Below are 18,160 nucleotides of genomic sequence, written 5' to 3'. Positions count from 1 at the left end.
TCACAGGCTGGCGTCCCAGTCCGCGCAGGCGGCGCGGCGCGCGCGGTCGCTTTCTGCATAGGCGCTTTGCCAGTCGCCTCCCGAGGCGATGGTGTCGTTCGAGACCGGCCCGAAAACCTCCCGCGAATCGGTGTCGTTCCACATCGGAAGCGCCCCGGCCTCACCATCCTTCAGGCTGGCGATGGCGGCGCGCAGCTTGCGCCGGTAGGCGATGATCGCCACGTCACTCTTGCCGAGATGCTCCTTCGTACGGTCGAAGATCCGTCCCGGACTTTCCACCGCCCACTGGTCGTGCACATTGATGTCGAGCCCCATCCCGGTATAGGTCTCGCGCGCCTGTTCCTCGGGGTCGAAGCCGTATCCGTTGCGCTTGTTCTTGAGCGGCGCGTAGTCGGGCAGGCGATGCTCTTTCAGGCGCTGGGCGCGCATCAGCTCCTTGTCGACCGGTTTTCCGAAGCTCGTGAACATGGAGTACCAGTAGCAGGTTTCGTCATCGACGGGCACGTGCCATTGCGTGATGATCATCTCGCGCGACATCGGGATCGAGATCGCTTCGGGAAAGATCTGGTTCGTGACCCGGACATGTGTGCGTCCGTCGTCGAGATGCCGAAGGGCGACGATGCGCAGGCCATAGTCGGTGTCCTCGACGGTGATCTCAGGGCGAGGGTATTCCCGCAACAGCCGCGTCATCGGGATCTCGGTGTCCGCCGCCTTGTCGCGGAACTGCTTGCCGTAGCCTTCCTCGGGGTCCTCGTCCTGCAGGAAGCGATGCAGGAACGAGGCATGCGCCGGGTCGATCCCGACCTCGAGCGCCTGCAGCCAGTTGCACTCCCAAAGACCCTTGAACGCGAAAACGTGGCTTCCGGGCGCGCGGAAGCAGTCGAAATTCGGAAACGGCGGCGGATCGCCCGGACCCATGTAGGCAAAGACGATGCCGTTCTTCTCAACGACCGGGTAGGCGGTGGTGCGGATGCGTTCGTGCATGCGCGAGCCTTCGGGCTCGGCGGGTTGTTCGACGCACTGGCCCGTGCGGTCGAAATGCCAGCCGTGGAACGGGCAGCGCAGCCCATTGTCCTCGAGCCGGCCATAGCACAGGTCCGCGCCACGATGCGGGCAGCCACGGGCGATCAGCCCCAATTCGCCCTGGCTGTCGCGAAACAGGACAAGGTCCTCACCCAACAGCCGGACCGGCACGACGGGGCGGTTTCCGGCAAGCTCGTCCGACAGGGCAGCAGGCTGCCAGTAGCGCCGCATCACCGCGCCAGCCTCGGTGCCCGGTCCGATGCGCGTGATTGTGTCATTGAGTTCCTTGCTGATCATTGTCGGTCCTCCCGGTGGCGTCGGCTGCCTGAACCTTGCATTTGTCAAATAACGCACGGATTGTTATATATTACAGAGTTTCGACTTTCCGCCGACCTGTCAAGCGCGGAGGCGAGCCGGGAAGGACGCGCAATGCCAGAACCTCAGACGACTTCGCCGCGCGATGTCTCCGGAACGCTCGTCAAGGGGCTGGCGGTGCTGTCGGCCTTCGACGAGACCCGGCAGGATCTGACCATGCCGCAGATCGTCGAGATCACAGGGCTGGATCGCGCCGCGGTGCGGCGGCTTGTCCTGACGCTGGCGCACCTTGGATACCTGCAGAAGTCCGGCCGCAGCTTTCGCCTGACCCCGCGCGTTTTGCGCCATGCGGGCGCCTATCTGCGCGCCAATCGCATCGGGGCGCTGGTGCAACCGGTGCTGAACCGCTTTGCCGAGGATCTCGGCAGCACGATCTCGTTGGCGGCGCTCGACGACCGGTCCGCCCTTTACATCGCGCAATCGACGGCGCGCGCCTCGGCCCCCTCGCTGGGATTCACCGTCGGCAGCCGACTTCCCGCCCCGAGCACGGCGGTCGGACGCATGCTGCTGGCCGGGCTCGACCGCGACGCCGCGCGCGCCCTGATCCGACAGATGGACGTCATCCGCCACACGCCACGGACCGAAACCGACCCGTCTGCAATCGCCCGGGCCGTCGACACCGCGCGGGTGCAGGGATGGATCACCGTCGACGGCGAATTCGAGGCAGGTGCCATGGGGCTTGCGGTTCCGGTCGCGGCAGACGCTGCGGGCCCGATGGCACTGGGCATGTCGGAACCCTCGGTGACCGTCGGCACAGCGGACGCGGTGGACCGCTGCATCGGCCTGCTTCAGGCCTGCGCCAATACGCTGGCCCGGTCCGGCGCGCTTTAGGGCCGGAGCGTCCCGCCGCTGGAGTCGACCGCAGGTTCGTCTTTCGGCGCCGCTGGCGTCGTATCGGCCTCTTCGCCGACCGGTTCCGCCTCGGGAATCTCCGCCGTGTCGTCCGGCACCGGTTCGGGCGCCGGTTCCTCGAGCGTTCCGACGATCAGCGGCAGCATCTGGACACCCCCCGGCATCGCGACCTCGGTCATCGGCGGCGTCTTCCAGTCGAGCGTGTCGAACCCGGCGCAATTCTCGCAGATCGGCACCCAGTGGGTGTGGATATGCTGGCAGTTGTCGCAGATCCATTGCGGGCCGCGCGATACAGTCAGCGCCCGCGCCAGCCAGCCGCGCACCACCGTATCCGGGGCACCTTCGCCGCGTTCGATCGCCGCCATCAGCGTGACCGAGCGCACCGTCGGATCGGTTTCGACGAGGTTGCCCAGCGCCCGGCGCGCCGCCGGAAAGTCCTCGGCGGCGATGTAGAGCTCGGCCAGCAGCATCCGGGTTTCCGGATGGTCCGGCTTGATCCGGGTCAGAGTGCTGAACCGCTTGATCCGTGCCTCGGGCTTCTCGTCGGGTTCGATCGCCGCGAAGGTCGCCGCGAGGTCGGGATGCGGATGCGCCTCCCAGGCTTTCTTGAGAATTCGCGTGGCATAGCGCTTGTTGTCCTGGTCGATGTGGCTGCGCGCCGCCATGATCGCCGCCGGGATCAGGTCCGGCGACTGCTTGTTCGCCGCGATCGCCGCCTCGCGCGCCTCGATGCTCTTGCCCTCGTCGAGCACGTCCTTCGCTTCGGACAGCGCCAGCACCGCGTCGCGCCGTTTATGCACGTCGCGCGGGAGGCTGCCGTACTTGAGCTTGGCGTTCAGCGTCTTGCGCGCGCCTTCCCAGTCGTGTTTGTCGGCCTGCAGCTTGAGCAGGATGTCCTGCGTCTCTTCGTGCTTGGGCTTGAGCGCGAACGCCTTTTCAGCCAGCAGCATCGCCGTGTCGGTGTCGCCGTCCGCAAGCTTTTGCTTCATGATCCCGCGCACGCCGACAAAGCGCGTCGCGTCATCCGCCACCAGCTTGCGATAGGTCTCCTCGGCCTTGCGCCGGTCCCCGGCCATCTCGGCGGCCTGTGCCGTCAGCAGGTTGGTCAGCGCGGGCTTGTTGAGATAGCGGTCCGCCTTGGCGGCCTTGTTCATCGCCACCCGGCCCTCGCCGCTGGCCAGCGCCATCAGTCCCTCGGACAAAGCCTCGAACCCCTTGCGCTCGCGATTGCGGTCGAAATAGCGCGACAGCGCGGTCTCATCCCCGTTCAAGAACTTCAGCGTCGCAATCAGCAGGGTCAGCAGCTTGAGGAAGATCCAGACAAGGATCACCAGCACGACCGCGGCGATCACCGATTCGAGCGGGCCGAAATTGTATTCAGTGCCCGCCACGGTGACTTGCACCCCGCCTTGGCTTTCCAGCAGGTACTTGGCAGCCAGCGCCAGCAGCGCGATGGCACACACGAAGAGGACGATTTTGACCAGTGACCACAGCATGTCCAAGTTCCTCAGTTAGTCGTCAGGCTTTTCGACAGGGTATCGGCCGCCGCCTGCGCTTGGGCGCGCGCCCGGGCGGTTTCGAGCCAGTCCGACATGGCATCCTGCGAGACCTGCGGCAGGGCTTCGATCTCGCCCAGCGCCGCGTCGAGCCGGCCGTCGTTCAGCGCGGCTTCGGCCCGTGACAGCACGGCGTCGGGGTCATCGCCCTCGCGCGGGCTGACCGAGCGCGCACCAAGCTGGCGCTTCAGGAACCCGGTCAGACCGGCGCTCGCGTCCGGCCCCGCGCGCGCGGCAGACAGCGCGGCCCGCGCGGCATCCGGGAAGCTCTCGCGCAGTTCTCCCATCGTCGGCACGCCGGTCGGCGCGGCCTCCACAAGCTCGGGCGGCACGTCGACCGCCCCGGTCTCCTGCAGGTCGCTCAGCGCAAGCTCGAAACCCGAGCCACTGTCCACCGCAGTCACGACCCGGGTCAGCGCGGCCCTCGCAAGCGTACGCCGGGCCTCCGCCTCTGCTTCGGATTGCGCCCCGTCGATCTCGCCCGACAGCCGCGCGATTTCCTGGTTCTGCTGGTCCAGCGCCTGTTTCTGCGCGTCGATCGCTTGCCGCTGCTGGTCGAGTGTCTGCCGCAATCCCGCGAACGCCTCCTGTTGGGCCGCGTCGTCGGACGGTACGGCGATCGGGCGTTCCTCGACCGATTGCAGCCGGGCCTCGACGCTGTCGATCGCGCTCTGCACTTGCGACACCATCGCGCGCACGGCATCGATCTCGGCGGTATCCGATGCGGCCGGTTCGATATTCGTCACCGCGCCCTCGACAGTGTCGATGCGCGACGACTGCGCGGCCACCGCGCTGCCGAGCCGCTCGATATCCGCCTGGATTTCTGAAAGGTCCACGCTCGGGCGCTGCAGGGCCGCGGGCAAGTAGTTGTCCAGCACTTCGGCGCGGCCCAGCAGAAACCCGATCACCGCGGCGATGACACCGCCGAGGACCGCCGGCCAGATGCTCGGATCGTCGGCGGGCGCTTCATCTGTTGCCTCCGGAGGCGGAGCGGTCTCGGACGCGCGGTAGTCCTCTACCTCGTCATCCTCGTCGTCATAGACGTCCCGGTCGTCATCGTAGGCGTCGCCCTCGTCGTCGTCGACCGGGTCCCAAGACATGTTCTCGTCGGGATCCGCGTCGAATTCGTCCTCGGTCGACGCATCGGACGCGTCGTCATCAAGAGGTGCGTCGCCGGTCTCCGGTGCGACCGGATCGTCGAGCTTTGGATCGCCCGACAGCTCCGGAACCGGTGGCGTCTCGGCGGCCTCCGCCGTGTCGGACGAGGCCTTTTTCGTCAAGTCGGCCGCGCCCTTCCCGGTCTCTTCGGCCGTCGTGAACTTCGGGTCCTCCGGTTTGGTCGACTTCGCCACGGCATCCACCTTCTCGATTCTGCGTGCACAGCGGTCTTGCACCCGGAAAGCTTACTCGCCGCCGCGTGACCCCTCAACCCAAGCTAAGCCGAAAGCGATTTTTTCAATGGTGCGAGCCATTTCATCCAGCGTTGGAGATCGCGGGATGTGCATTGTCCGACCGCCGCGACCGACCACCGGTCCGGCCACTGCGCGGCTCAGGGCGACCGGAACGAACGCCTCGCCCTCGCGCAGGCTCTCGGCAAAAAGCATCGCCGTACGCGGCGAGAACAGCGGCACGATGGGGCTCGGACGGGCAGCCAGCGCCGCGCGGGCGGCGTCGGTCAGGGGCCGGGCGCGCTGCTCGTAAAGGACGAAGGTGTCGACCGTATGCCCGGCTTCCGTCAGGCGCCGCGCAATCTCGCCGCGCCGGTGGCGTCCGGCGAGATGCACGAAGTGTCCCGGCTCCTGCATCGCCAATTCGGCGACCAGCGCGTCCGCATTCTCTCCGGACAGGACCGCGTGCCAGCCGCGATCGCGTGCCAGCGCCGTGGTGCGCGCGCCGACGCAGAACGCGATCCGGTCCGCGCCCTCCGGCGCCAGCCGCACCGCGTTCGAAGAGGTGAAGATCACCGCATCGATCTGCGAGAGGTCCGGCGTGACGGTCAGCGGAACGATCTCGATCAACGGGCTGAGGATCGGCAACAGCAGGTCACGGGCGCGCGGCGACAGGCATTCCAGAAGCGCGTCGTTGGTGCCTTCGGGGCGCGTCAGGATGATCGGTATCTGCGCTGCCCCCAATGCGGCGCTCCCCGGGATTGTTTGCCAGACCCGCCGGTGTTACCTGCGGGGAAAGCCGCATGCAACGGTATTGGACCTTGAACGAGACGCACACTGTCCTGGGGATTGAAAGCAGCTGCGACGACACTGCCGCGGCCATCGTGCGACGACGCGCGGATGGGCAAGTCGAAATCCTGACCTCGGTCGTTCACGGCCAGACCGAACTGCACGGCCGCTTTGGCGGGGTCGTGCCTGAAATCGCCGCGCGCGCCCATGCCGAAAAGCTCGACACGACGGTCGAAGAGGCTCTGGCCGGGGCCGGTCTGGCCCTTTCCGACATTGACGCCATCGCGGTTACCGCCGGCCCCGGCCTGATCGGCGGCGTACTGTCGGGCGTGATGTGCGCCAAGGGGCTCGCGATGGCGACCGGCAAACCGCTGCACGCGGTCAACCACCTCGCCGGTCATGCCCTGACGCCGCGCTTGACCGACGACGTGGCCTATCCCTACCTGTTGCTGCTGGTCTCGGGCGGTCACTGCCAGTTCCAGATCGTGCGCGGCCCGGACGATTTCGAACGGCTCGGCGGCACCATCGACGACGCGCCGGGCGAGGCCTTCGACAAGGTCGCGCGGCTGCTGGCCCTGCCGCAGCCCGGCGGACCGGCGGTCGAATCCTGTGCCGAGGCCGGCGATCCCGCCCGGTTCGCCTTGCCGCGCCCTCTGCTCGACCGGCCCGGCTGCGATCTGTCGTTCTCGGGCCTGAAAACCGCCGTTCTGCGCACCCGCGACGCGCTGGTAGCCGAGCACGGCGGGCTGCGTCGGGCCGACCGGGCCGATCTTGCCGCCGCGTTCCAGGACGCCGTGGCCGACGTGCTGGCCGAAAAGGCACGCCGCGCGCTTGCGATCTATCTGGCCGATGCGCCCGTCACGCCCTGCCTCTGCGTCGCAGGTGGCGTTGCCGCCAACGCCACCATCCGCGCCCGCCTCGAGAACGTGGCACGGGAGACCGGCGCGGAGTTTGTCTCTCCGCCGCTGGCGCTTTGCACGGACAATGCCGCGATGATCGCCTATGCGGCGCTCGAGCGGTCCGGCCCGGGGGACGGGCTGGAGTTCTCCGCCCGGCCGCGCTGGCCGCTCGACAGCTCGAAACCCGCGATGCTGGGCGGCGGCCGCAAGGGCGCCAAGGCATGAGCGTCGCGGTACTCGGGGCCGGAGCGTTCGGGACCGCGCTTGCCATCGCGGTTTCGCAGAACGGTCCGGTAACGCTCTGGGCGCGCGACCCGAAGGCCGCCGAGGCCATGCGCGCGCACCGGGAGAATGCCACGCGTCTGCCCGGACGCCCCTTGCCGGACAGCGTGACGGTGACGGCCGACATCGCAGAAACGACGGGACATGACACGGTGCTGCTGGCCATACCGCTGCAGAAGCTGCGCGGCTTTCTCTCCGCACACGGCGCGGCGCTGGAGGCACAGACGCTGGTCGCCTGCTGCAAGGGCATGGAACTGGCCACCGGTCTCGGGCCGGTTTCGGTCATCGCGGATTGCCTGCCACGCGCCCGCGCCGCGATCCTGACGGGGCCGAGTTTTGCCGTCGACATCGCCGCCGGGCTGCCGACGGCGCTGACGCTTGCCTGCGCGCAGCCCGAGACGGGTGCCCTGCTGCAAGAGCGCCTGTCGACCCGTGCGCTGCGTCTCTACAGGACCACGGACGTGACCGGGGCCGAACTTGGCGGCGCGCTCAAGAACGTGATCGCCATCGCCTGCGGTGCGGCGATCGGGGCCGGCCAGGGCGAGAGCGCGCGCGCGGCACTGATGACGCGGGGCTATGCCGAGATGCAGCGCCTCGCGGTAGCACTGGGCGCGCGCGCCGAAACCCTCGCCGGGCTGTCGGGCTTCGGAGACCTGGCCCTGACCTGCGCCTCGGAAAAGTCGCGCAACTACCGCTTGGGACTGTCGCTCGGTCGCGGAACGGACTTCGACAGGGCAACCACCGTCGAGGGTGCCGACACCGCCTTGGCGGTGCGCGAACTTGCCCGGCGGCAGGGCGTCGATCTTCCGATCACCTCGGCGGTTGCGGGTCTCGTGGAAAAGCGATTGGATGTCGCCGACGCCATTTCGGCGCTGCTTTCGCGCCCCCTGAAGGAAGAATGACATGCTCGTTGCGCTCGTCGCCAAGGACAAGGCCGGTGCCCTGCCGGTCCGGCAGGAAAACCGCCCCGCCCATCTCGAATACCTGCAAGCCTCGGCCGAAACCGTGCAGCAGGCCGGCCCGCTGCTCGACGACGAGGGCGGCATGATCGGCTCGCTGATCGTGCTCGACGTCCCGGACATGGCCGCGGCGCGGGACTGGGCCAACAACGATCCCTACGCGAAGGCCGGCCTGTTCGACACGGTCACGCTGACCGCTTGGAAGCGGGTGATCGGCTGATGGCCTACTGGCTCTTCAAGTCAGAACCCTCGACCTGGAGCTGGGATGACCAGGTCGCCAAGGGAGACGCGGGCGAGGAATGGGACGGCGTGCGCAACTACCAGGCACGCAATTTCATGCGCGAGATGAAACGTGGCGACCGCGGCTTCTTCTACCATTCGCAAAGCGAGAAGGCCGTCGTCGGTGTCGTCGAGGTGATTGCCGAAGCCCATCCCGACAGCACGACCGATGACGCGCGGTGGGAGTGCGTCGACATCAAGGCGGTGACACCCGTCGAAACGCCCGTGACGCTCGACGACATCAAGGCCGAGGAACGCCTGTCCGAGATGGTGCTGGTCAAAAACTCGCGGCTGTCCGTGCAGCCGGTGACGGACGCCGAGTGGGAAATCGTCTGCGACATGGCGGGCATTTCGGCCTAGACTGGCTTCGCGCAACTGCGGAGACACCCCATGGGCATACTGAGCGTCCTCATCGCTGGCATCTCCGGCTTCATTTTCGGGGCCATCTGGTACACGGTTTTTGCGACACGCTGGATGGCGGTTTCCGGCGTTGCGCTGGACGCGGAGGGCAAGCCCATCAATCGCAGCAATCCGGTGCCCTACATCACCTCGCTTGTCGGCTGCATTCTCGTGGCAGGGATGATGCGCCACACCTTCGTCCTCAGCGGTATCGACACGCCAGGCGAAGGCTTCGTCGCCGGGCTTGGCATCGGGCTGTTTCTCGTCACGCCATGGATCGCGACCTTCTACGCCTTCGGCGGCAAGCCACGGGATCTTGTTCTCATCGACGGCGGGTATGCGACCTTCGGCTCAACCGTGATCGCAACCGTCCTGACGCTGTTCTGAAGCGCGCCGTGCCGCGCTTTCGGCGCGAGGTCACGGACAAAACGAAAAGGGTCCCGACCCCGCGCCGGAACCCTTTCCTTACCCCACATGCTCCCAGTCCACCGCATGTGTTCGAAACTCGGTCCGGCCGTTCTGGCCCGGTGCAGGGGTAACCCGGCAGCGGTGCAAAATCAAACAGCAAGAACCCTGCATATGTCTCAAATGAGAAACGCCGCCCGTGGCGGACGGCGTCTTGTCGAAACTGCGGCGGCGGTTCAGCCGTAAACCGATTCCTTGCCGAAATGCTTGGTCAGCAGATAGTAGACGACCGCGCGGTACTTGTTGCGCTCGGACTTGCCGTAGGTGTCGATGGCCTTGTAGATCCCGCCCATCAGCTCGGGCCCGTCCGGCAGGCCGAGCTTTTTCATGAGAAAGTTCTCCTTGATCGTCTCCAGCTCGGAGGTCTGCGAGCCCGCGACCGTGCTGGCGTCGTCATTGTATATCGCCGGCCCGCAACCGATGGTGACCTTGGTCAACAGGTCCATGTCCGGCGTCATGCCGCACTTGTTCCTGAGATCCTCAGCGTATCGCGCGATCAGATCGTCTCTCTTTCCCATGAATCTCTCCCTCTAATGACACCGCGGCCAGTCAGGCTGACCCCGCGGAAGACCCTAGTGGGATCGAGCGGCCCGACAAAGAAATTTCTGGCGCCGGGTCCGCGCGCAGCCGTTCGTCGCCGAGCCCGCTGCGCGGAGACGATCAGTAGCGGTAATGTTCCGGCTTGAACGGGCCTTCGGGCTTCACGCCGATGTAATCGGCCTGCTCGGCATCGAGCTGCGTCAGCTTCACGCCGATCCGCTCGAGATGCAGCCGCGCGACCTTCTCGTCGAGATGCTTGGGCAGGATGTAGACGTCGTTGTCGTACTTGTCGGCGCGCGACCACAGTTCGATCTGCGCCAGCACCTGATTGGTGAAGGACGCCGACATCACGAAGGACGGGTGGCCGGTGGCGTTGCCGAGGTTCAGCAGGCGGCCTTCGGACAGCAGGATGATGCGGTTGCCCGAGGGCATCTCGATCATGTCCACCTGGTCCTTGATGTTGGTCCACTTGTGATTCTTCAGCGCCGCGACCTGGATCTCGTTGTCGAAGTGACCGATGTTGCCGACGATTGCCATGTCCTTCATCCCGCGCATGTGCTCGAGCCGGATCACGTCCTTGTTGCCGGTGGTGGTGATGAAGATATCGGCGCTGTCGATGACGTCCTCCAGAAGCACCACCTCGAACCCGTCCATCGCCGCCTGCAGCGCACAGATCGGATCAACCTCGGTCACCTTCACGCGTGCGCCCGCGCCGCGCAGAGAGGCCGCCGAACCCTTGCCGACGTCCCCGTAGCCGCAGACCACGGCGACCTTGCCGGCCATCATCGTGTCGGTCGCACGACGGATGCCGTCGACGAGGCTTTCCTTGCACCCATACTTGTTGTCGAACTTCGACTTGGTCACGGAATCATTCACGTTGATCGCCGGGAAGGGCAGGTGGCCCTGCTTCTTGAGTTGGTAAAGCCGGTTGACGCCGGTCGTGGTCTCTTCGGACACGCCCTGGATCGCCTCGCGCTGCTTGGCGAACCAGCCCGGGCTTTTCGCGATGCGCTTGCGGATCTGAGCGAAAAGCGCGACCTCCTCGTCGGACTTCGGCACCGCGATCAGCTCTTCCTCGCCGGCCTCGACGCGCGCGCCGAGCAGGATGTAAAGCGTCGCATCGCCGCCGTCGTCGAGGATCATGTTGCAGGTGCCTTCGGGGAAATCGAAGATCTTGTCGGCGTAGTCCCAATATTCCTCGAGCGTCTCGCCCTTGATCGCGAAGACCGGCGTACCGCCGGCCGCGATCGCCGCCGCCGCGTGATCCTGCGTCGAGAAGATGTTGCAGGACGCCCAGCGCACGGATGCGCCCAGCGCCACCAGCGTCTCGATCAGGACCGCGGTCTGGATCGTCATGTGCAGCGATCCCGCAATCCGCGCGCCCTTGAGCGGTTTGCTCTCGCCGTACTCCGCGCGCAGTGCCATCAGGCCCGGCATCTCGGTCTCGGCGATGTCGAGTTCCTTGCGCCCGTAGTCGGCGAGGTTGATGTCCTTGACGATGTATTCGGTGCTCACGGGTTCATCTCCATTGGGTCTGCGCCGCCTTTACCATCGCGCCCCGGGGCGCACAATGCGGCCAGCCCGCGCGCATTCGCGGGGCATTGCGGCCGGGCGGCAGTCGGTCCAGAAGGGACCGCGTGATCGGCGAGGACAGGACCATTCGATGAAACAGCCCCGCGCATGGCAGAGAATGCTCTCGGGTCGCCGGCTCGACCTTCTCGACCCGACCCCGATGGACATCGAGATCGAGGATATCGCCCATGGGCTGGCCTTCGTCGCACGCTGGAACGGCCAGACGCGCGGTGACCATGCCTATTCGGTCGCGGAACACGCGCTGCTGGTCGAAACGCTGTTCTGCAGGATCGCGCCGTCGGCCCCGGCGCGCTGGAAACTGGCCGCCCTGCTGCACGATGCGCCGGAATACGTCATCGGCGACATGATCTCGCCGGTGAAGGCCGCCGTCGGTCCGAACTACGGGGCGCTGGACGACCGGCTGACGGCGGCGATCCACCTGCGGTTCGGTCTGCCGGCAACGCTGCCCAAGACGGTGAAGAGCCAGATCAAGAAAGCCGACCGCATCAGTGCCTGGATGGAGGCCACGCGCATCGCCGGTTTCTCCGAAGCCGAGGCGACCCGGTTCTTCGGCGCGCCGGCAGCGGGGCTGATCGACGGGCTCGACATCGTGCTGCGCCCGCCGGTCGAAACGCGCAGGGATTTCACCGCGCGCCACGACGCGCTGCTGAAAGAGATGTCATGATCTGCGTTCGCCCGGCCACCGCGCTCGACACCAAGAGCATGGCGCGCCTGCTCAACGAGATCATCGCCGAGGGCGGCACGACCGCTCTGACACGGCCGGTGACCGGCGAGGACATTTCCGACTGGATGGCCCGCGGCGGTGATCTTTCGGCCTGGCATGTCGCCATCGACGACCGCGAAGAGGTCGTCGGCTTCCAGTGGATCAATCCGAACCCCGACCTGCCGCCGGAAGCTGCCGACATCGCCACCTTCGTGCAGATCGGTCAGACCGGCCTCGGCATCGGCTCGAAACTCTTCGCCGCCACTGCCGAGGCCGCGAAACGGCTGGGATATGTATGGATCAACGCCACGATCCGCGCCGACAACACCGGCGGACTGACCTACTACCAGAGCCGCGGCTTTCGTGACTACGGCCTGCGTGAAGGCGTCCGGCTGGACACCGGCCAGATCGTCGACAAGCGGCTCAAGCGCTACGATCTGTGATCCGGTTGCGGCGGGCAGCGTCAACCGCCCGCCGCGCGGGCTCCGGTGCAACGGGGATCACCAGAGGTCCCGATAGGGGTTGAACCGGTAGGGGTCGTGGCTTGGCGGCTGTCGGTGCTGCGGCACGAAGCGGTCGGCCCAGGGGTGGTCATCGTGCCGGTCCGGATAACGATCGTGTCGCCGGCTCTGCCCGGTTGCGGTCATCAGGACATCTGCGAGAAGTGTAAGCATGACTGTCTCCTTTCTTGTCGTCATGTCCATCACTGTAGGTGTTTGCACCGCCATCACCGAATCAGTATGCTTGACCACATGTAAGTCAGACTAACAGGTGAGCGATGCCGCTGAACGCCCTGCCGTCCCTCGCGGCGCTGCGCGCCTTCGAGGCCGCCGCGCGCAACCGGAGCTATTCGGCCGCGGCCCGTGAACTCAATGTCACCCATGCCGCGATCGCCCAGCACGTCCGCACGCTCGAAGATCATTTCGGCGCCGAGTTGATGCGGCGCGAAGGGCAGGGCATGGCGGTGACTGACGTCGCCCGCGACTTCGCCGACAACCTTTCGGACGGCTTCGCCCGGATCGCCGGCGCGGCGCGCGACCTCGCCGAGCGCGACGCGGTGCGCCCGCTGCGCGTGGCGCTGACCCCGTCCTTTGCCGGAAACTGGCTGATGCCGCGCATCGGTCGCTTCTGGGAAGCGCACCCCGAGATCGCGGTCGAGTTTTCACCCGGAGCGGAACTGGTCGACCTGCGGCGCGACGGGTTCGATCTCGCGATCCGCTACGGGCACGGCACATGGACGGGCGTCGAGACAGAGCGGCTGGTCTCCGCCGGCCACGCGGTCGTCGCGGCGCCAGAGCTTGCCCACCGGCTGAAGATCCGCGCCCTCGAGGATATCCGGGATGCGCACCTTCTCATGGAGGCAGGTCGCGACGAAGAGAAGATCTGGGCGCGGGCCAACGGGCTCGACCTCGACGCGCTGCGCGTCACCGAACTCGACAACCTGATGATGGTCTACCAAGCGATCCTTGCCGGGCAGGGGATCTCGATCCTGCCCTGGGCCCTCGTGGAGCGCGACGTCGCCGCGGGCCGTCTTGTGGTGCTCTGCGAGGCTGCCAAGACAGAGCTCGCCTACTACATCCTCACCCGGCCCGGGCGGGTCTCGCCCCGGGTCCGGCAGTTCGTCCGCTGGCTGAAACGGCAGGTCGCCTGAGGGTCAGCGCGGCGAGCGCTTGGCAAGGATGCGCTGCAGGGTGCGCCGGTGCATCGAGAGGCGCCGCGCGGTCTCGCTCACGTTGCGGTCGCAAAGCTCGTAGACCCGCTGGATATGCTCCCAGCGCACCCGGTCGGCGCTCATCGGGTTTTCCGGCGGCGGTGGCATGTCGTCGCCCTTGGCCAGCAGCGCGTTCACGATATCGGTGGCGTCGGCGGGTTTCGACAGGTAGTCGGTCGCCCCGATCTTGACCGCGGCCACGGCGGTCGCGATGGCCCCGTAGCCGGTCAGCACCACCACCCGCGCATCGGGTCGCTTTTCCCGAAGGACTTCCACGACATCGAGCCCGTTGCCGTCCTCGAGCCGCAGGTCGACCACCGCGAAGGCCGGCGGCCGCGCCGTGGCGATCGCGCGACCGGCGGCCACCGATTCCGCCATCTCGACCTCGAAGCCGCGCTTTTCCATCGCCTTTGCAAGCCGGCGCAGAAACGACTCGTCGTCATCGACGAGAAGCAGGGACTTGTCTGCCCCCAGAGCGCGTTCACTGATATCGGCCATTGCGTGTCATCCCGTTGTGTAAAGGGGGATTTATGGCAGAGGACCGGACTCGTCAAACGCGGGGCGTCAGGCCTCGGGCGCGTTCTCGGCGAAACAGGCGACCGACTCCGCCATCTCTTCCGCCGTCGTCTCGCGCCGGTAGAACTCGGCAAAGCCGGTGCCTGGCATCACGAGATAGGTGAAAGTCGAGTGATCGACGGGGTAGAACTCGTCGCCGTTGTCATGCGCCTTGTAGTAGGTGCGGTAGGCTTCGCTGGCCGCCTTGACCTGCTCGGGCGACCCGGTCAGGCCGATCGCGCGGTCATGCAGGTTGGCCGCGAAATCCCCGACCACCTCGGGCGTGTCGCGCTTGGGATCGATCGAGATGAACACCGGCGTGACCGGCACGTCGCGCTCGAGCAGCAGGTCGACCGCATCGGCATTGCGCGCCATGTCGAAGGGGCAGACGTCCGGACAGAAGGTGTAGCCGAAGTAGACCAGCGACGGTTCGGTGATGACATCCGTATCGGTCACCGTCTCGCCGGTGGCATCGACCAGTTCGAACGGCCCGCCGATGCTGCCGGCACCACCCGCAACCTGCGCTGCGCGGCAGGAGGCGAAAGGGTCTCCGTCCGCCGGTTGGCGGGTGAGGTACCACGTGCCTGCCAGAAGGGCCGCGACGGCAACGGTGGAAAGCGTGGCGATGGTGCGCATTTCGATTTCGATCCTGTATGATCGGCTTGAACTCTTCCGGGGCACTCCTAGCGTTCCGGCGCAGCATTGGAAACTCAAGAGCCGGTGAGGCCATGACCGATACAGACGTCAGACCGCTCGGCGGGCGCATGTGGTCCAACTGGATCCGGCTGCGCACGATCATCCTGCTGCGCTGGTTCGCCATCGCCGGGCAGCTGACGGCCATCGCGATCGCCACGCGGGTCTTCGATATCGAGCTCGAGCTGGGCCTGTGCTACCTCGTGATCGGGGCTTCGGCGATCTCGAACCTCGTGGCGGTTCTGGTCTTTCCCGAGAACAAGCGCCTGTCGGAAGTCGAGAACATGCTCATGGTCCTGTTCGACCTTTTGCAGCTCAGCTTCCTGCTCTTCCTGACCGGTGGGCTCAACAATCCCTTCGCGCTTCTGATGCTTGGCCCGGTGACCATTTCGGCCGCCGTGCTGACACTGCGCTCGACTCTGGTGGTGGGCGGCACAGCGGTCCTGCTGGTCAGCCTGCTCGCTGTGTTCCACTTTCCTCTGCAGCATGTCTCGGGAACGGTGCTGGAGATTCCGCAGATCTTCGTCTTCGGCAACTGGATCGCGCTCATCATCGCGATCGTTTTCATCAGCGCCTACTCGGTCCGGGTGACCACCGAGATCCACTCGATGTCCGACGCGCTGGCCGCGACGCAGATGGCGCTGGCGCGCGAGCAGAAGCTGACCGACCTCGGCGGCGTGGTGGCGGCCGCCGCGCACGAACTCGGAACGCCGCTTGCGACGATCAAGCTGGCCAGTTCGGAACTTCTAGAAGAGCTTCAGGACCGCCCCGACCTGCGCGAGGATGCCGTCCTGATCCGGGCGCAGGCGGACCGCTGCAGCGATATCCTGCGGAACATGGGTCGGGCGGGAAAGGATGACCTGCACCTGCGCCAGGCGCCGCTGATGGCCGTGCTCGAGGAAGCCGCCGAACCGCACCTGACCCGCGGCAAGTCGGTACATTTCGCCGAAGCCGAAACCGCCGGGGCGCAGCCCTCGATCCTGCGCAAACCCGAGATCGTGCACGGCCTGCGTAACCTGATCCAGAACGCGGTCGATTTCGCCCGTCGCAACGTCTGGATCCAGGCGGACTGGTCCGAGGACCGGATCGCGATCCGCATCCTCGACGACGGGCGCGGCTATCCGCCGCACCTGCTGGGGCGCATTGGCGATCCTTTCGTCGGGCGCAGACGCGGGCCCGGAGAGCGCCCGCTTCGGCCCGAGTACGAAGGGATGGGTCTCGGTCTCTTCATCGCCAAGACGCTGCTCGAACGCTCGGGCGCGGAACTGACCTTTGCCAATGGCAACGACCCGTTCATCGACCGCGACAGCGACGACCAGCACATCGGCGCCATCGTCGAGGTCCGCTGGTCTCGCGCCAACATCGACGCCCGCACCGGAACGACGCCGGTGCCGACCGGGCACAACCAGCCAATCCGGGCCTGACGCGATGCACGTCTGGGACCATCGCGACACATCTTAACGCTGCGTTAACTCCGAAAACCGGATAATGTGGGCGTGTGCTTCTGAAGGGACAGGGTTCCACATGCCGCTGATCGAAGCCGTGATCGTCTTCTGCGCGGCCGCACTGAGCGTGGGCGTCGCGGTCTTCTGGATCGCGCGCTCCGGTGCGGGCCGTGGCGCGTCAGGACCGGGCTTCGACGACGGCATGTCCTTTCTGTTCGACAGCGACGTCCTGCACCACGCCTCGAACGCGGCGCTGCACCTGCACGGCGTCCGACCTGGCCGCGACACCTGGGCCAGCCTACGCGCGCTTTACCTGGGACGCTTCCCGCGCTTTCCCGACAGCCCGCCGACCGCCAGCGGCGAGATCTCGATCCGGGCCGTGCACGACCACGACGGCGGACGCCTGCGGATCTCGCAAAGCGGCGCCTTCACCCGCGTCGTCGTCGAGGAGGAAGACCAGAGCCTCGACAGGCTGGCCGGCAAGGACCTGATCTCGACCCTCGTGGAACTCGAGCATTTGCGCCGGGCCAGCGATACCACACCGCATCCGGTCTGGCAGGTCGACGCCCAGGGCAAGGTGATCTGGTGCAATGCCGCCTACAGCCAGCTCTACAGGACCCTGCACGAGCGAGAGCCTGACCGGGACGTTCCGGTTTTTGCCGATCTCGACGCCCAGTTGGCAGGCGCCGCCGCCAAGCGCATCGCGATCGACCAGCCCGACAAACCGGGCTGCGACTGGTACGATGTCTCGGTGATCAAGGCGGGCGAGGTGCGGATCTTTCACGCCGTCAACGTCAATGCCGTGGTGCAGTCCGAGATCGCCCAGCGCAACTTCGTGCAGACCCTGGCCAAGACCTTCGCACATCTGTCCATCGGTCTCGCGATCTTCGACCGCAAGGGGCAGCTGGCGCTCTTCAATCCCGCGCTGATCGATCTGACCAGCCTGCCTGCAGAATTCCTCAGCGCACGTCCGACGCTGCTGTCCTTCTTCGATCGGCTGCGCGAAAACCGGCGCATGCCCGAACCCAAGAACTACCGATCCTGGCGCCAGGAGATTGCCGAAGTGGTCACGGCCGCCACCGACGGGCGCTACCAGGAGACCTGGACGCTCGAGTCGGGCCAGACATACCGCGTGCGCGGCCGCCCGCATCCCGACGGCGCCATCGCCTTTCTGATCGAAGACATCAGCGCAGAGGTGTCGCTCACACGCAATTTCCGCGCCGAACTGAAGCTTGGCCAGAGCCTCATGGACAGTTTCGACGATGCGCTCGTGGTGTTCTCGCCCGCTGGCGTGCTGAGCTTCTGCAACGCGGCCTATCGCAAGCTCTGGAAGCTCGACCCCGACAACGCCTTTGCCGACGTCACCATCGCGGACTCGATCGCCGAATGGAAACGACTGTGCGAACCCGGCGCGCGTTGGGCGGCGCTGACCGACTTCGTACTCGATTACGGCGACCGCGACCCGTGGAGCATGCCGGTTTCGCTGCGGTCGGGCGAGCAGTTGACCTGCCAGGTCGCGCCCATTGCGAGCGGCGCCACGCTCGTTCGCTTCAGCACGGCCCCCGAGCCCGCAGCGCCACGCAGGCAGCGCAAACCGGCGGGCAGCGCGGCGCGCTAATCGACTTGCAGCGGACGGCGGCACGGGTAACTTGGC

General features: G+C 66.5%; 20 protein-coding genes. 11 read left to right on the top strand and 9 right to left on the bottom strand.

Annotation, left to right across the window (positions count from 1 at the left end):
* Complete coding sequence (locus R5H30_RS08995) at positions 1-1,320, bottom strand: Rieske 2Fe-2S domain-containing protein (protein WP_318327910.1); 1,320 nt, start codon at positions 1,318-1,320, stop codon at positions 1-3.
* Between the two features lie 132 nt (positions 1,321-1,452).
* On the opposite strand from R5H30_RS08995, the gene R5H30_RS08990 reads away from it, so the two are divergent.
* Complete coding sequence (locus R5H30_RS08990; protein WP_318327909.1) at positions 1,453-2,229, top strand: IclR family transcriptional regulator domain-containing protein; 777 nt, start codon at positions 1,453-1,455, stop codon at positions 2,227-2,229.
* Here R5H30_RS08990 and R5H30_RS08985 read toward each other — a convergent pair.
* The 3 genes from R5H30_RS08985 to R5H30_RS08975 are packed head-to-tail and all read right to left on the bottom strand — an operon-like array spanning position 2,226 to position 5,938.
* On the bottom strand, positions 2,226-3,746 hold the full coding sequence (locus tag R5H30_RS08985) for a heme biosynthesis protein HemY (protein ID WP_318327908.1): 1,521 nt from the start codon (positions 3,744-3,746) through the stop codon (positions 2,226-2,228). The genes R5H30_RS08990 and R5H30_RS08985 overlap by 4 nt on opposite strands.
* A gap of 11 nt (positions 3,747-3,757) precedes the next feature.
* Positions 3,758-5,158, bottom strand: coding sequence for a COG4223 family protein (locus R5H30_RS08980; RefSeq protein ID WP_318327906.1), 1,401 nt, complete (start codon positions 5,156-5,158; stop codon positions 3,758-3,760).
* 51 nt (positions 5,159-5,209) lie between these two features.
* Positions 5,210-5,938: a uroporphyrinogen-III synthase gene (locus tag R5H30_RS08975; RefSeq protein ID WP_318327905.1), complete on the bottom strand. Its 729-nt coding sequence runs from the start codon at positions 5,936-5,938 to the stop codon at positions 5,210-5,212.
* Positions 5,939-6,015: 77 nt separating this feature from the next.
* Here R5H30_RS08975 and tsaD point away from each other — a divergent pair, with 77 nt between their 5' ends.
* From tsaD to R5H30_RS08950, 5 genes are read left to right on the top strand one after another with little or no spacing between them, the layout of a single operon-like run.
* Positions 6,016-7,107 (top strand): tRNA (adenosine(37)-N6)-threonylcarbamoyltransferase complex transferase subunit TsaD, encoded by a 1,092-nt coding sequence (tsaD, locus tag R5H30_RS08970; RefSeq protein ID WP_318328319.1) that lies wholly within the window; start codon positions 6,016-6,018, stop codon positions 7,105-7,107.
* Complete coding sequence (locus R5H30_RS08965; protein ID WP_318327904.1) at positions 7,104-8,066, top strand: NAD(P)H-dependent glycerol-3-phosphate dehydrogenase; 963 nt, start codon at positions 7,104-7,106, stop codon at positions 8,064-8,066. The genes tsaD and R5H30_RS08965 overlap by 4 nt, the downstream gene beginning before the upstream one ends.
* A 1-nt stretch (position 8,067) precedes the next feature.
* Positions 8,068-8,343, top strand: a complete 276-nt coding sequence (locus tag R5H30_RS08960) for a YciI family protein (protein ID WP_318327903.1) — start codon at positions 8,068-8,070, stop codon at positions 8,341-8,343.
* On the top strand, positions 8,343-8,762 hold the full coding sequence (locus R5H30_RS08955; RefSeq protein WP_318327902.1) for an EVE domain-containing protein: 420 nt from the start codon (positions 8,343-8,345) through the stop codon (positions 8,760-8,762). The genes R5H30_RS08960 and R5H30_RS08955 overlap by 1 nt, the downstream gene beginning before the upstream one ends.
* A 30-nt stretch (positions 8,763-8,792) precedes the next feature.
* Positions 8,793-9,188: a DUF1761 domain-containing protein gene (locus R5H30_RS08950; protein ID WP_318327901.1), complete on the top strand. Its 396-nt coding sequence runs from the start codon at positions 8,793-8,795 to the stop codon at positions 9,186-9,188.
* Between the two features lie 254 nt (positions 9,189-9,442).
* Here the strand turns inward: R5H30_RS08950 and R5H30_RS08945 are convergent, their stop codons facing one another.
* Positions 9,443-9,784, bottom strand: coding sequence for a DUF2853 family protein (locus R5H30_RS08945; protein ID WP_318327900.1), 342 nt, complete (start codon positions 9,782-9,784; stop codon positions 9,443-9,445).
* A gap of 142 nt (positions 9,785-9,926) precedes the next feature.
* The gene (gene ahcY, locus R5H30_RS08940) at positions 9,927-11,321 is read right to left on the bottom strand and encodes an adenosylhomocysteinase (RefSeq protein WP_318327899.1); all 1,395 of its coding nucleotides are present in this window, start codon (positions 11,319-11,321) and stop codon (positions 9,927-9,929) included.
* A 148-nt stretch (positions 11,322-11,469) separates the two neighbouring features.
* Between ahcY and R5H30_RS08935 the strand changes: the two genes are divergently transcribed.
* A complete protein-coding gene (locus R5H30_RS08935; protein WP_318327898.1) occupies positions 11,470-12,063 on the top strand; it encodes an HD domain-containing protein in 594 nt (197 codons plus the stop codon).
* Positions 12,060-12,545 carry a GNAT family N-acetyltransferase gene (locus R5H30_RS08930; RefSeq protein ID WP_318327897.1) on the top strand — a complete coding sequence of 162 codons (486 nt, stop codon included), beginning with the start codon at positions 12,060-12,062 and terminating at the stop codon, positions 12,543-12,545. The genes R5H30_RS08935 and R5H30_RS08930 overlap by 4 nt, the downstream gene beginning before the upstream one ends.
* Before the next feature lie 57 nt (positions 12,546-12,602).
* Here the strand turns inward: R5H30_RS08930 and R5H30_RS08925 are convergent, their stop codons facing one another.
* Entirely contained in the window at positions 12,603-12,776 is a 174-nt protein-coding gene (locus R5H30_RS08925; protein ID WP_318327896.1) for a hypothetical protein, read from the bottom strand.
* A 104-nt stretch (positions 12,777-12,880) separates the two neighbouring features.
* Here R5H30_RS08925 and R5H30_RS08920 point away from each other — a divergent pair, with 104 nt between their 5' ends.
* Positions 12,881-13,753 (top strand): LysR family transcriptional regulator, encoded by an 873-nt coding sequence (locus R5H30_RS08920; protein WP_318327895.1) that lies wholly within the window; start codon positions 12,881-12,883, stop codon positions 13,751-13,753.
* A gap of 3 nt (positions 13,754-13,756) precedes the next feature.
* Here R5H30_RS08920 and R5H30_RS08915 read toward each other — a convergent pair whose 3' ends face one another.
* On the bottom strand, positions 13,757-14,311 hold the full coding sequence (locus R5H30_RS08915; protein ID WP_318327894.1) for an ActR/PrrA/RegA family redox response regulator transcription factor: 555 nt from the start codon (positions 14,309-14,311) through the stop codon (positions 13,757-13,759).
* A gap of 66 nt (positions 14,312-14,377) precedes the next feature.
* Complete coding sequence (locus R5H30_RS08910) at positions 14,378-15,004, bottom strand: SCO family protein (RefSeq protein WP_318327893.1); 627 nt, start codon at positions 15,002-15,004, stop codon at positions 14,378-14,380.
* 92 nt (positions 15,005-15,096) lie between these two features.
* On the opposite strand from R5H30_RS08910, the gene regB reads away from it, so the two are divergent.
* Together regB and R5H30_RS08900 are read left to right on the top strand one after the other, a co-directional pair.
* The gene (regB, locus tag R5H30_RS08905) at positions 15,097-16,485 is read left to right on the top strand and encodes a sensor histidine kinase RegB (protein ID WP_318327892.1); all 1,389 of its coding nucleotides are present in this window, start codon (positions 15,097-15,099) and stop codon (positions 16,483-16,485) included.
* 100 nt (positions 16,486-16,585) lie between these two features.
* A complete protein-coding gene (locus R5H30_RS08900) occupies positions 16,586-18,124 on the top strand; it encodes a PAS-domain containing protein (RefSeq protein ID WP_318327890.1) in 1,539 nt (512 codons plus the stop codon).
* The last annotated feature ends 36 nt before the right edge of the window (positions 18,125-18,160 follow it).

This window comes from Roseobacter sp. FCG-D35 (assembly GCF_033436665.1).
Classification (GTDB): Bacteria; Pseudomonadota; Alphaproteobacteria; order Rhodobacterales; family Rhodobacteraceae; genus JAWQFO01.
This window is presented reverse-complemented; position numbering and strand designations above follow the sequence as displayed.